The sequence below is a fragment of the Rhizobium sp. YIM 134829 genome, assembly GCF_046546455.1.
In genome coordinates, this window is record NZ_JBKHKI010000002.1 from 342,255 (window position 1) to 356,074 (window position 13,820).

Consider the following 13,820-nt stretch of genomic DNA (forward strand, 5'->3'; position numbering starts at 1 on the left):
CGCATGGACCGACGCACGATCGTCGTGGTGCTGAAGGGCTATCCACGTCTCTCCGAAACCTTCATCGCCCAGGAACTCCTGGGGCTCGAGCGGGCGGGCTTCACCCTGTCGCTGATCTCGATGCGTTACCCGACCGACAAGAAGCGCCATCCGATCCATGACGAGATCCGCGCGCCGGTCCACTATCTGCCGGAATATCTGCATCACGCGCCGCTCCGGGTTCTCCGCGCACTCTGGCAGGCGCGCCGGCTGCCGGGCTTCAAGGCCGCCTGGCGCGCCTTCACCCGCGACTTGAAGCGCGACATCTCCCGCAACCGGCTGCGCCGCTTCGGGCAGGCGGCCGTGCTGGTGGCGGAATGGCCGGCCGGCGGGGCCTGGCTGCATGCGCATTTCATCCACACGCCGGCCTCGGTCGCCCGCTATACGAGCCTGATGACCGGCACGCCCTTCACCTGCTCCGCCCATGCCAAGGACATCTGGACCTCGAAGGACTGGGAGCTCGCCGACAAGCTGACGGAGAGCCGCTGGACGGTGACCTGCACGGAGACCGGCTTCCAGCATCTCCGCACGCTCGCCGCCGAACCGGCCCGCGTGCATCTGAGCTATCACGGCCTCGACCTCTCCCGCTTCGCGCCCTTCGACGGGGAACGGCCGGCCCGCAACGGGTCCGATTCCGCAAACCCGGTGATCATCCTCAGCGTCGGCCGGGCGGTCGAGAAGAAGGGCTATGACATTCTGCTCGAGGCGCTCGCCCGCCTGCCCGCAGATCTCCATTGGCGGATGATCCATATTGGCGGCGGCACATTGGCCAAGACGCTGAAGGCGCAGGCCGAACGACTGGGACTCGCGGAGAAGATCAGCTGGAACGGCGCGCTCGCCCAGGAGGCAGTGCTGGATCACTATCGCCGCGCCGACCTCTTCGCACTCGCCTGCCGCATCGGCGCCGATGGCGATCGCGATGGGCTGCCCAATGTCATCGTCGAGGCAGCGAGCCAGCGTTTGATGCCGATCTCCACCACGATTTCCGGCGTTCCGGAGCTGGTGAGCGATGGCGAGAACGGCCTGCTGGTGCCGCCGGAAGACCCCGCCGCTTTGGCGAACGCTCTCGAGCGGGCGATCCGAGATCCGGCGCTGCGCAAGCGTCTGGGCGATTCCGCCGAAGCGAGGGTGCGGCGCGATTTTGACCATCACCGCTCGATCACCCAGTTGAGCGCCCTTTTCGACACCGAATGGCGGAGCCTCGCATGAGCCAGATCGCGCAGAAGCGCGTCCTCTTCTATGTCCAGCATCTGCTCGGCATCGGCCATCTGACCCGGGCAAGCCGCATTGCCCATGCGCTTTCCCGCCGCGGCTTCGACGTGACGGTGGTCACCGGCGGCAAGCCGGTTGCGGGCTTCCCGGGCGAAGGCGTGCACCATGTCGCGCTGCCCCCCGTCGTCTCGGCCGACGAGGGGTTCTCCAAGCTCGCCGATATAAACGGCCGGCCGGTCGATGATGCCTTCAAGGCAATGCGGCGCGATCGACTGCTCGAGATCCTCGACGCTGTGCGCCCGCAGGCGATCCTGACCGAAGCCTTTCCCTTCGGCCGCCGGCAGATGCGCTTCGAGCTCTTGCCCTTCCTCGACGCCGCACTCGCTTTGCCTGAGCGGCCGAAGATCTTCGCCTCGATCCGCGACATCCTGCAAAAGCGTCCGAAGCCGGAGCGCGATGTCGAGACACTCGACTATGTCGAGGCCTATTTCGACCGGGTGCTGGTGCATGGCGATCCGAGTTTCGTGCGGCTGGAAGAGACCTTCCCCTTCGCGGAACGGATCGCCGACAAGGTGGTCTATACCGGCCTCGTCGCACCGCCGCCCCCACCGCCGCCGAGCGAAACATTCGAGGTCGTCATTTCGGCGGGCGGTGGCGCGGTCGGTCGGCAGATGCTGGCTTGCGCGGTCGAAGCGGCGGCTCAGATCGAGGCCACCGGACGCTGGCTGCTGATCACCGGGCCGAACCTGGCGGAAGCCGATTTTGCGGCGCTGCAGGCCAAGGCGCCGGCCCATCTTGCCGTCACCCGATTCCGCCCGGATTTTGCGAGCCTGCTCGGCGCTGCAGCGCTGTCGGTCTCGCAGGCCGGCTACAACACGCTCTGCGACATCCTGCGCGCCGGCTGCCGCTCGATCGTTGTGCCCTTCACCACCGGCGGCGAGACCGAACAGGCCGCACGCGCCGAGCGGCTGCACGCGCTCGGCCTGCTGACGGCGATTGCCGAGACGGAGCTGACGCCGGCACGCCTTGCCGAGGCGATGCGCCGGGCGCTCGCCTCACCGCCACCGGACCGTGGCCTCCTCGCGCTCGATTTGGAAGGCGCCGACAATACGGCGACGATCCTCACCGATCTGCTCTGAGGTGGCGCAGGGCCGCAATCATCGACGCAAACGCCGGGTGGCAATCCTCTCGGTGCTGCATTAAGTTGTCCGAACGGAGGAGACAGCGTTTCGCTTGTGGCCGCCGCCCCGCCACTATCGCATGCTGGCCGTCATCCATGGAAAATCGCCTCTCCCGGTACATCTGGACCCATACGCGCAAGCAGCAGCTCTTCATCCTGCTGGTCGTCGCCGTGTCGATGATCCCCTATTTCATGTCCTTCGACCTGCCGAAGCGGATCGTCAATGGACCGATCCAGGGCAAGGGATTCGAACAGCCGGGCGCGACCGAAACCTTCTTCGACATCAACCTGTGGCTCCCCGGCATCGGCAGCTTTCCGCTGTTCGGCGGCATCGAGCTGACGCGCATGCAGACGCTCTACGCGCTGAGCGCCGTCTTCCTGCTGCTCGTCATCATCAACGGCCTCTTCAAGCTCTACATCAACACCTATAAGGGCCGGCTCGGCGAGCGGCTCCTGAGGCGCATCCGCTTCGATCTGGTCGATCGCATCCTCCGTTTCCCGCCGACCCAGTTCAAGCGAATGAAGGGGGCTGAGGTCTCCTCCATGGTCAAGGACGAGGTGGAGCCGCTCGGCGGCTTTACCGGCGATGCCTTCGTCTCTCCCGCTCTGCTCGGCGGCCAGGCGCTGACCGCGCTCGCCTTCATCTTCATGCAGAATCTCTGGCTCGGCTTCATCGCCGCTTTCATGGTCGGCATCCAGGCGACGATCATTCCCCGCATGCGCCGGCGCCTGCTGGTGCTCGGCCGCGAGCGCCAGATCACCGCGCGCGAGCTCGCCGGCCGGGTGAGCGAGATCGTCGACGGCATCGGCACGATCCATGCCTATGACACCTCCAACTACGAGCGCGCCGACATCGCCTCACGGCTGGGGCGGATCTACAAGATCCGATACGATCTCTACCAGTGGAAGTTCATGGTGAAATTCATCAACAACTTCCTCGCCCAGCTGACGCCCTTCCTCTTCTATTGCATCGGCGGCTATCTGGCGCTGCGCGGCGAGCTGGATATCGGCCAGCTGGTCGCCGTGATCAGCGCCTATAAGGACCTGCCGGGACCGCTCAAGGAGCTGATCGACTGGGACCAGCTGCGCCAGGATGTGCAGGTGAAGTTCCAGCAGGTCGTCGAGCAATTCAGCGTCGACCAGCTGATCGATCCGAAGATCCAGGCGATCGGCGCCACCACCGCCGCCCTTTCCGGCCCACTTGCCGCCTCGAACCTGACGCTCGCCGATGACAGCGGCGCGCGGCTGCTCGAACATGTCTCGGTCGAGATCCGACCGGGCGAGAAGGTGGCGATCATTGGCAGCGCCGGCAGCGGCGGTGACGTGCTGGCGGAAGCCTTCGGGCGGCTGATCTGGCCGGAAAGCGGGCGGGTGACGGTGGGCGGCGAGGACATTCTGCAGCTGCCGGAATCGGTTGTCGGCCGTGGCATCTCCTATGCCTCCTCGGATGCCTATTTCTTCTACGGCTCGCTGCGCGACAACCTGCTCTATGGGCTCAAACATGCGCCGCTCGCAGCTGCGACCTATGAGGGGAGCCTGGCGGCGCATCGCAAATGGGAGCGGCAGGAAGCCAAGCTCGCCGGCAACCCCGATCACGACATGAACGACGACTGGATCGACTACAGCGCCGCCGGCGCGACGCGGGCGGAGGACCTCTTTCCCTCCATTCTCGCCGTGCTCGACACGGTGCAGCTGTCGAAGGACATTCTCGATCTGGCGCTGCGCACGGCGATCAACCCTGCCGACCGACCGGATTTCGCCGAGCGGATCGTCGCCATGCGCCAGGCGCTGCGCGAGGAGCTGGAGGAAGCCGGCCTTGCCGGTCTCGTCGCCTATTTCGAACCGGGTGCCTATAACAGCGAGGCGACCGTCGGCGAAAACTTCCTGTTCGGCAATGCCGTCAGCGACGCGGTGAGGGGCCGCAACATTGCCAAGAATGCCCATTTCCGCTCCGTCATGCGGCAAACCAGCCTCGAGCGGATCCTGTTCGACATGGGCTACTCGATCGCCGAAACCGCGGTCGAGCTCTTCTCCGACCTGCCGCCGGATCATCCCTTCTTCCAGCAGCTCACCTTCATGACCGCCGACGACATTCCGATGTACCAGGCGCTCCTGCAGAAATATGCCGGCAAGTCGGTGGAAGACGCCAGCGACGACGACCGGGGCGCCATCATCCGGCTGAGCTTCAACTATGTCGAACCCCGCCACCGCTTCGGTCTTTTGACACCCGAGCTGATGGCGACGATCGTCGATGCGCGTCGCCTCTTCCACGAGACCATGCCGGACGACCTCGCCGCCCAGATCGAGCGCTACGATCCGGAGAAATATCTGGCCTCCGCGACCCTGATGGACAACGTGCTCTTCGGCCGCATCAGCCAGAAGCATACCGATGGCTCGAACCGCATCCGCAGCGTGGTCAGCGCACTGCTCAATGCCGAGGGCCTGATCGAAGAGGTGCTCGACATCGGCCTCGACTTCAACCTGGGCGCCGGCGGCAAGCGGTTGACCGCCGTACAGCGCCAGAAGCTCAACCTGGCGCGCGCCATCATTCGCCGCTCGGATTATTACATCTTCAACCGGCCGCTGCCGTCACTCGACCATCGGCTGCAGGACGAGATCGTGCGCGACGTGATGAAACTGCTGAAGCGCAACGATGCCAACCCGGCCGTGGTCTGGGTGCTCTCCAATACGAGCCTGACCTCGCTCTTCGAGCGCGTTCTGGTCTTCGACCGCGGCGCGCTTGTGGAAGATGATACGCATGAGAAGCTGACGCAAAATAACGGTATCTTTAAACAGCTCGTCTCGTCATAATATTGTAGCTTGGACGGGTTTTCGGCAGCAAACCCGTCGAGACTGCTGCAAAGGCGACCGCGCGGACGGTGTGGCGGCGAGATGGAAGGAGTGGGTGACAACGATGCTTCTGAAGGACGAAGTGCAGATGCTGCGGCGCGTGCCGCTTTTTGCCGGCGTCGAGCCGGGCAAGCTCAAGCTGCTGGCCTTCACCTCCGATCGGGTCAGCTATTCGCCGGGAGAAACCTTGTTCCACCAGGGCGATGCGGGTGATGCCGCCTATGTCGTGCTGACAGGAAAGGCCGACATCCTCGTGGAATCGGTGACGGGGCCGATCAAGGTCGCCGAGGTCGAGCAGAATTCGATCGTCGGGGAGATCGCCATCCTCTGCGACGTTTCGCGTACCGCGACGATCAAGAGCACGACGCCGCTCGAGGCGCTCCGCATCCGCAAGGATCACTTCCTGAAGCTGATGACCGACTTCCCCGAGATCACCATCCAGGTGATGCGCGTGCTGGCCGAGCGTCTCAGCCACACGACCAGCGAACTGACTGATGCCCGCAGCCGGGTGCGTGAACTGGAAAAGGCGCCGCAGGGCTGAGCTGTTCCAAGTGATGCGGCGGAGAGCGCATAAGCGCTAGAGGGCGCGGATCTTGCCCGTCCGCATGTCCAGGCTGAAATTCTCCGAAGGGAGCCCGTCGGCGAATCGTTCGAGAAGATCGAACATCTGCCGCAGAGTGGCCTGCGCGCTGCCAGCCCCATGCGCCCGCTGCCGCAGGGCCCCTGCAAGGCGGCGGTAAAGCGCTAGCCGCTCCGGCCCGACACGGCGGAGCCCAAGCCCGCTGCCCATGCGCAGCCGATACCAGTCCCCCAACAGCGCGATGCCGCTTATGCCTTCGAGCAGCGCCGGATCGTCCGCCGGAGTGAGCGCCGCGTCCTCCTCGCCTGCCTGCGCTCGCTCTCTCAACTGCTGGACAGCCGAAACCGCCTCTTCGAGCGGAAGGTCATGCGGCAGCGAAGCGAGGCGAAAGAGATCGCCCAGATGGGCGATGCGCAGCAGCGCGGCGAGCGGCGCCGGCCATTCGCGCTTCAGGTGACGGCGCCAGGCGATATGCCCGATATGGGCGGAAAGAAAATCGCCATAGTCGCGGGCCGTCAGCAGCGCGCTGCCATTAAGACCTGCATGGCGCGCCTCTGCCTGATACAGCGCCATGATCCCGGGGTCGAGCGGCAGGTCGTCGAAGGTCACCGTCTCCACCGCAACCTCCGCCTCATGGACAGACAGGATCTTGATCGCCGCCGGAAAGCCGCCGAGCGAAGGGACGGCGAGATTGACGAGGAACCGCTCCTGGTCCCGCATCCTTGCCGTGTCGTTGACATGGATGTGGCCGCTCACATGCAAACGCAGCCCAGCCGCCATCAGCGCCGCGCCGATCTCCGGTCGCGGTAGGCGTCCGGTCGTCTCCGTAGGCCCGAGCAGGGCCGCCTCGTCGTCGCGCGTGCCGTCGAGCGGATCGAGAAGCGGATAATGGGAAAAAGCGACGAGGCGCTTGCCGAGCCGGTCGGCCCGCGCCGTCACCTCGGCGATCCAATCGACCAGAAACGCCTTGTGGGCGACAAGCGCGGTCCAGCCTGCGGCCGTGCTGTCCTCGAAGGCATCGCCGCCATCGACCGGCACGAAGACATTGGCGTCGATCATCAGCAGCCAGAGCCCCGCCTCCGGCTCGACCAGATAGGAGGCATCCATGAGCGTGCGGACCGTCTGGCCGGAACGGGAGCGGACACTGTATCGGCGAGCCAGGGGATCGGACTGAGTTCCAAAGGGCGTCTCCCAGTGATAGGCCCCGTCCGCACCGAAATAGCCATGCGCCCTGAGGGCCAGCAATCCCTCCGGCTGGCCAGGACAATACATGGCCGGCGAGCGGGTGACCGGTAGCCCACCGCCGGTGCGATCCGGATCGCTGGTCACGATCTCCAGGCTGCCGTCGGCCCGCAGGAAGCGCTTGGTGCGATGCCGGCCGCGATCGGCGAAGACATCGTGATTGCCGGGCGTCAAATAAAAGCGCAGTCCATGCGCGCGGCGATACCGGGTCAGGATTTCCGCGATCCGGGCGGTCGTCGCCACCTGACCGTCATCCGTATAGTCCCCGAGCAGCACGACGTGTCGGATGCCGCGTCGGACGATCTCGTCGAGCGCCGCGAGAAAGGCGGCCTTCGTCTCGTTGAAGACGCGCGTTGAGCGCGCCGCTTCCGAAAGCGGCCGCAGGCTGAGGCCCCCCGTCTCCGCCGCGCCGGGCCAACCGAAATCGACCGTGGGATCATGGAGATGAGCATCGGAAATCACGGCGATCGCGACGGGAGGGGCACTCGACATGGATCAGCGGAAACGGCTTTGAAAGATTCTGGCGCCAAGGTGGCTCCAGGCTCTGTGCCACGCCGTGAGACAAAAAGCGACGACCTGTCTCGCTTCGGCCGTACACATTGTCTAAAGTGGCGGAAATAAGGCCGGACAGAAGACGCCATCCATGCGTTTGACCAAGTCGGATGATGAAGGGACAGTTATCGCAGGCCCGCGGTGCGGTCCCTCGGAGCTGAGGAAAGAGTGGACGACACCGCGTTTCGTGTGCGCTTCTGGGGAGTTCGGGGAAGCCTGCCCGTGTCGGGGCCGGACTTCCAGCGCTATGGCGGCAACACGATCTGCATCGGCATGGAGTGCGGCACCCATCAGCTGATCTTCGATGCCGGCTCGGGCATCATGCCGGCGGGGCTGGCGCTCAAGGGCGAAGGCGTCTCCAACTTCCATATCCTCTTCACCCACTGCCACTACGACCATATCGTCGGCCTGCCCTTCTTTCCGCCGCTCTATGATCCGCGCTGCAAGGTGGCGCTGTGGTCGGGCCATATGGCCGGGCGGATGACGACGCGACAGATGATCGGCGAATTCATGCGGCCGCCCTGGTTCCCGATCGAGCCGGACATCTGCCGCGCCTCGTTGAACGCCAAGGACTTCAAGGCCGGCGACGTGCTGCGCCCGGAGAGCGGGCTCGTCATCCGCACCGGTAAGCTCAACCATCCGGGCGACGCGATCGGCTACAGGGTCGAGTTCGCAGGTCGCGTCTGCGCTCTGATCACCGACACGGAACATACGCCGGGTACGCTCGACACGGCGGTGCTGTCGCTGATCAAGGATGCCGATTTGATGATCTATGACTGTACCTATACGGATGACGAGATGCCGCGCTTCCTCGGCTATGGTCATTCCTCCTGGCAGCAGGCGATCCGCTTGGCGCGCACGGCGGGCGTCAAGAAGGTTGCCTTCATCCACCATTCGCCGCTGCGCACCGATGACGAGTTGGACGCCATCGCCGCCGCAGCCGCCGAGATCTACGCCGGCGCCTTCCCGGCCTATGACGGACAGATCGTCACGCTCTGATCAGCGAGCGAGGAGCGTGGAGAGCCCCACCCAGCGGCAGGCCGGGTGCCGCTCTGTCGCCTCGAAGAGCCGGGCGAGGAAGACCCAGACGTCTTCATCATGGACCAGATGATGGGTGAGCAGGCCGACATGGTTCCCGTCATCATCGAGGCGCGCAACGATTTCCGCGGCGAGCACCTGCACATCGCGGCAGCCGCGGGTGCCATGCCAGTCCATGACGTCGACATGCGTGTTGATGACCGGCAGCGGCGCCGACGTCTCGGCTCCGTAGACCGAAAGAGCTTGGAAGCCGAGCGCCGGCAAGGCGGCGATAAGCGCTGTGTCGATCCGGTTCCACGGCGGAACGAGGACCGGCAGGAGCTGCGGGCCGAACAGACGCCGGAGCTTTTCCAGCGCCTCGGCCAGCTCGGCCGTGACGGTCTCGGCCGGACGATCGGCGCCGAGTTCGGCCTTCTTGGCGTCCGCGGCCGCGTGGTTCGAGTGTGCCCAGCCATGCACCGCGACCGTCACATGACCCTCGCCCGCGAGCCGCTGTTGCAGGGCCGACCCGGCGGGCTCCGGGATGACGGCGAGCGTCAGCGGCACGCCATGGGCGGCGGTCAATGCCAGGAGCCGGTCGAGCGCTTGCGTCGGGGCAACGGCATCATCGTCGCGCAGCCAGAAGCGTGCGGTACGCCCCCCGGCCTGCAGGCGGTCGAGAGCAGCCAGGATCGGCTCTTCAAAGGATTGGCTCATGCCCCGGCCCTCGATATTTTGAGGCCGACAAAGCGGGTGAGGATCGCGGCGAGGTCGGCGGACGCCGCGGCCATGTCGCGCTCCTCCGCCACGAAGCGGCGCGCTTCAGCCGCGAAACTCTGGCGCTGCGCCTCGTCGCCCAGAAGCGTGCCGATGGCGGCGGCGTAGCGGGCGACATCCCCGGGCGGCGTCAGGATCCCCGTGCGCCCGTCGACCACCACCTCCGGCACGCCGGCAATCGCCTGCGCGACAACGGGCAGCCCGGCAGCCTGCGCCTCGAGATAGGCAAGACCATAGGCCTCGCCGCATCCGGGCCAGACATAGAGCGCGGCGGTGGAGAGCAGCGCCGCCAGCTGCGGCGGGTCGAGCGCGCCATGCCAGATGACGCGGCCGGGCCCAAGCGGCGCAAACAGCGCCTCGACCTCGCCGCGCAGGGCGCCGTCGCCGATGATCGACAGCGTCCATGGGCGATGGAGGAGGTGATGCAGCGCCTCGGCCAGCATGTGATAGCTGTCCATCTTATCGCCCGGGCGCATCATGGCGACCGTGACGAGACGGCCCGGATGGGGCTGCGGCACGACTTCGAGAAAGGGCGCGGCCGCGATGAAGGGTTTCAGCCGGGCGATGCGGGCGAGTGGCGCCCCGGTCATCAGCCCGACCCGGTCCCGCTCCGTGAGAGCGATGTTGACGGCCGCGGCGTTCAGGGTCTCGATCAGCGCCGCCTGCGCCTCTCTCCAGCCATCCGCATCGCGACGGGCGGAATAGGAGGCTTCGGCTGTGATGTAGGGCAGCGCGAATTCGCGGCACAGCGGCGGGCCGAGGAGGTCTGGTGCCTTGTAATAGGGGTGGTAGCAGAACCAGGCATCGGGCGCGCCCTCCGCCCGCCATTGCGTGGCGATCCGCGCCCGCTCTTGCGCCGCCGTCTCTTCCAGCGCCGCCCGCGCCTCCGGCACCTTGATGAAGCCGCGCAGCTCGGAGGCCAGCGTCACGCCGTGGCCGGCGAGCTTCAGGGCGTGCATGAGCTGGCGGGCCATCAGCCGGTCGCCGGATGGCACGGGATGACGGGGCGATTTGAGCGGGCAATAGACGGCGATCTGCATGCTGGCGATCTAACGCAGTTTGCCGTTCGCGCCCAGAGGTTGGCTTGCTGGCGAGCCGGATAAAGCAATGGTGAATGGCCTGTGAGCGGCGGCGCCGTGCGGCCGCCCTAGGTCCCTCTCATGCGGGATCAAGGCCTTGCGCCACGCTCGACCTGTCCCCTTGCTTGACCCCTCGCTTGACCAGGAGCCGCCTCGATGACCCCCACCGCCCGCCTTCTCGCCGGAACCATGCTTTCGGCGCTCTTCCTCGCCTTCCCCGCCGCGGCGCAATCGACCGGTGACACCTCGCCGATCGACCATGTCGAAGGTCAGCCGCCGGCGACCGGGGCGGAGAACACGGCCTCTGGCCAGCCGGTCGAGACCGAAGCCGCCAATGCGCCGGACCAGACCCCCGCCTTCGCCAACCAGACCCGCGCGCCGCAGCCGGCCGAAATGCCGAAGGTGGAGACGACGACGGTGGCGGAAGGCCTGCCGCACCTCTGGGCCATGGAATTCCTGCCGGATGGGCGGATGCTGGTGACGGCCAAGAAGGGCTCGATGCACATCGTCTCCAAGGAGGGCAAGGCGAGCGCTGCGATCGAGGGCGTGCCGGAGGTGGTTTCCTCCGGCCAGGCCGGGCTGCTGGATGTCGCGCTGGCACCCGATTTCGACAGCTCGAAGCGGATCTTCTTCTCCTTCTCCGAGCCGCGCGACGAGGGTAACGGCACCTCGGTCGCCTCCGCCCGTCTGGTGGAGGATGGAACGGGCGCTGCCAAGCTCGAGGATCTGACGGTGATCTTCCGGCAGATGCCCTCCTATGACAACACCAAGCATTATGGCTCGCGCCTGACCTTCGCCCCGGACGGAGCGCTGTTCGTCACCGTCGGCGAGCGCTCCGACCGCGAGACCCGCGTCTTCGCCCAGGATCTTGCAAGCGGCTTCGGCAAGGTGTTCCGCATCGATGCGAGCGGCAAGGCGATCGCCGACAATCCCTTCATTTCGAGCGGCGGCGCGCAGCCGGAGATCTGGAGCTATGGTCACCGCAACCTGCAATCGGCCGCACTCGACGGCCAGGGCCGGCTCTGGACGGTGGAACACGGGCCGAAGGGCGGCGACGAGCTGAACAAGCCCGAGGCCGGCGTCAATCATGGCTGGCCGGTCATTACCTATGGCGTCGAATATAGCGGCGGTGCGGTCGGCGACGGCATCACCGCCAAGGAGGGCATGGCCCAGCCGGTCTATTACTGGGATCCGGTGATCGGCCCTTCCGGCATGGCCTTCTATGACGGCGCGGAGTTCCCGGAGTGGAAGAACAGCTTCATCATCGGCGGCCTCGTTTCCACCGGTCTCGTCATCGTGCATCTCGATGGCGACAGGGTTGCGCACGAGGAGCGCGTGCCGCTGGAGGCCCGCATCCGCGACGTGAAGGTAGGCCCGGACGGCGCGGTCTATGCCGTGACCGAGAACCCGAGCGCCGGCAGCTCCAGCGTTATTCGCGTCAGCCGCGCGGATTGAACGATGGCCAGCGGCGGGCGGGCAACCTTTCCGCCTGCCGCGTGTTGAGGGCGGAGACCCGTCACGACAGGAAAGGCGCTGCCTTTGGCCCGCAACACGTTCTGGAAAGGTTATCTCCGGCTTTCCCTCGTCACTGCCGCCGTCACCGTTTCGCCGGCGACGACGGAAAGTGCCAAGGTGCGCTTCCATGTTCTCAACCGCGCCACCAACAACCGGGTCGAAAGCCGCTATATCGACAGCGTGACGCATAAGCGCGTCGCCGAGAAGGATCAGGTCAAGGGCTTCCCGAAGAGCGAAGACGAGTATGTCCTGATCGAGGACGACGAGATCGAGGCGCTGGGACTTGAAAGCACCCGGACGATCGATATCGAGACCTTCGTGGCAAAGGATGCGATCGACTGGATCTGGTACGACAAGCCGCATTTCCTCGCGCCGGGCGACAAGGTGGGCGCCGAGGCCTTTGCCGTCATCCGCGAAGCCATGGTGCGCGAGGATGTGGTCGGCATCGCGCGACTCGTCCTCTACCGCCGCGAACGCGCCGTGCTGCTCGCGCCGAGCGGCAAGGGCATGATCCTCTGGACGCTGCATTATGGCGAAGAGATGCGTGACGCGGTGGCCGAGCTCGAGACGGAGAGCAAGCAAGCCAAGCGCGAGGCGCCGGCCCTCGAGAAGCTCTTCGAAAAGGACAAGGGAACCTGGAGCGCCTCGCTCGTGCAGGACCCGGTCCAGAAGCGGATCAAGAGCTTCCTCAAGACCCGGGAAAAAGATGCGGCGCCGAAGAAGACCAAGGCCCAGGCCAAATCCGGACCCAAGACCTCCGGCAATGTGATCAACATCATGGACGCGCTGAAGAAGAGCCTGAACGAGGAAAAGCGCAGCTCGTAACTTGCGTCTCGGACGCTGTCCCGGATGCAGGACGCCCTAGAGGCTGCGGCAGGCGTCTGCCGCAGCCCGGGTGTTTCGCGCCGGTCAGGCCTTGATGAACTGAAGAAGATCTTCGTTCAGCACATCGGCATTGAGGGTGAGCATGCCGTGAGCGAAGCCGGGATAGGTCTTGAGCGACCCGTTCTTCAAAAGCTTGACCGACTTCAGAGCGGAATCTGCGATCGGGACGATCTGGTCGTCTTCGCCATGCAGGACGAGCGTCGGCACCGTGATGGCCTTCAGGTCCTCCGTCTGATCGGTCTCGGAGAACGCCTTGATCCCATCATAATGCGCCTTGGCACTGCCCATCATGCCCTGGCGCCACCAATTCTGGATGACGCCTTCCTGAGCCTTCGCGCCATCGCGATTGAAGCCATAGAAGGGGCCGGCGGGCACATCGCGGAAGAACTGCGCGCGGTTGGCGGCGAGAGCGGAGCGGAAACCGTCGAAAACCTCGATCGGCAGGCCTTCCGGATTGGCGGCGGTCTTCAGCATCAGAGGCGGAACGGCGGAGACGAGCACGGCCTTGGCCACCCGTCCCGAGGGCTCGCCATGCTTGGCGACATAGCGGGCGACTTCGCCGCCGCCGGTGGAATGGCCGATATGGACAGCGTTCTTCAGATCCAGATGTTCAGCGACCGCGAAGGCATCGGCCGCGTAATGGTCCATGTCGTGACCATCGGCCACCTGGGTCGAGCGGCCATGGCCGCGGCGATCATGGGCGACGACGCGGTAGCCCTTCGACAGGAAGAAGAGCATCTGCGCGTCCCAGTCGTCCGACGACAGCGGCCAGCCGTGGTGGAAAACGATTGGCTGGGCGCTCTTCGGACCCCAGTCCTTATAGAAGATGTCAACGCCGTCCTGGGTGGTGACGAAACTGCTGGTCATGTCGGTCTCTCTTTGGGTCTTGGTT

The 13,820-nt window shown here is 65.6% G+C and carries 11 protein-coding genes; 7 read left to right on the forward strand and 4 right to left on the reverse strand.

Features of this window, described 5'->3' with window-relative positions; translation table 11 throughout:
* The first annotated feature begins 3 nt into the window (after positions 1-3).
* From ACLE20_RS06530 to ACLE20_RS06545, 4 genes are all read left to right on the forward strand, one after another.
* Positions 4-1,248, forward strand: coding sequence for a glycosyltransferase family 4 protein (locus ACLE20_RS06530; RefSeq protein WP_410939445.1), 1,245 nt, complete (start codon positions 4-6; stop codon positions 1,246-1,248).
* Positions 1,249-1,253: 5 nt separating this feature from the next.
* On the forward strand, positions 1,254-2,390 hold the full coding sequence (locus ACLE20_RS06535) for a glycosyltransferase family protein (protein WP_410939523.1): 1,137 nt from the start codon (positions 1,254-1,256) through the stop codon (positions 2,388-2,390).
* A gap of 137 nt (positions 2,391-2,527) precedes the next feature.
* Entirely contained in the window at positions 2,528-5,242 is a 2,715-nt protein-coding gene (locus ACLE20_RS06540) for an ABC transporter transmembrane domain-containing protein (protein WP_410939446.1), read from the forward strand.
* Between the two features lie 103 nt (positions 5,243-5,345).
* Positions 5,346-5,822: a cyclic nucleotide-binding domain-containing protein gene (locus ACLE20_RS06545; RefSeq protein WP_410939524.1), complete on the forward strand. Its 477-nt coding sequence runs from the start codon at positions 5,346-5,348 to the stop codon at positions 5,820-5,822.
* A 36-nt stretch (positions 5,823-5,858) separates the two neighbouring features.
* On the opposite strand, the gene ACLE20_RS06550 is transcribed toward ACLE20_RS06545, so the two are convergent.
* Positions 5,859-7,595: a metallophosphoesterase family protein gene (locus ACLE20_RS06550; RefSeq protein WP_410939447.1), complete on the reverse strand. Its 1,737-nt coding sequence runs from the start codon at positions 7,593-7,595 to the stop codon at positions 5,859-5,861.
* A gap of 228 nt (positions 7,596-7,823) precedes the next feature.
* Between ACLE20_RS06550 and ACLE20_RS06555 the strand changes: the two genes are divergently transcribed.
* Entirely contained in the window at positions 7,824-8,654 is an 831-nt protein-coding gene (locus tag ACLE20_RS06555; RefSeq protein WP_410939448.1) for an MBL fold metallo-hydrolase, read from the forward strand.
* Here the strand turns inward: ACLE20_RS06555 and ACLE20_RS06560 are convergent, their stop codons facing one another.
* A complete protein-coding gene (locus ACLE20_RS06560; protein WP_410939449.1) occupies positions 8,655-9,389 on the reverse strand; it encodes a polysaccharide deacetylase family protein in 735 nt (244 codons plus the stop codon).
* Complete coding sequence (locus ACLE20_RS06565; protein WP_410939450.1) at positions 9,386-10,489, reverse strand: glycosyltransferase family 4 protein; 1,104 nt, start codon at positions 10,487-10,489, stop codon at positions 9,386-9,388. The genes ACLE20_RS06560 and ACLE20_RS06565 overlap by 4 nt, the downstream gene beginning before the upstream one ends.
* Positions 10,490-10,684: 195 nt before the next feature.
* Here ACLE20_RS06565 and ACLE20_RS06570 point away from each other — a divergent pair, with 195 nt between their 5' ends.
* The gene (locus tag ACLE20_RS06570) at positions 10,685-11,983 is read left to right on the forward strand and encodes a PQQ-dependent sugar dehydrogenase (RefSeq protein WP_410939451.1); all 1,299 of its coding nucleotides are present in this window, start codon (positions 10,685-10,687) and stop codon (positions 11,981-11,983) included.
* Between the two features lie 84 nt (positions 11,984-12,067).
* Entirely contained in the window at positions 12,068-12,868 is an 801-nt protein-coding gene (locus tag ACLE20_RS06575) for a Ku protein (RefSeq protein ID WP_410939452.1), read from the forward strand.
* An 84-nt stretch (positions 12,869-12,952) separates the two neighbouring features.
* On the opposite strand, the gene ACLE20_RS06580 is transcribed toward ACLE20_RS06575, so the two are convergent.
* Positions 12,953-13,795: an alpha/beta fold hydrolase gene (locus ACLE20_RS06580; protein WP_410939453.1), complete on the reverse strand. Its 843-nt coding sequence runs from the start codon at positions 13,793-13,795 to the stop codon at positions 12,953-12,955.
* Between the last annotated feature and the right edge of the window lie 25 nt (positions 13,796-13,820).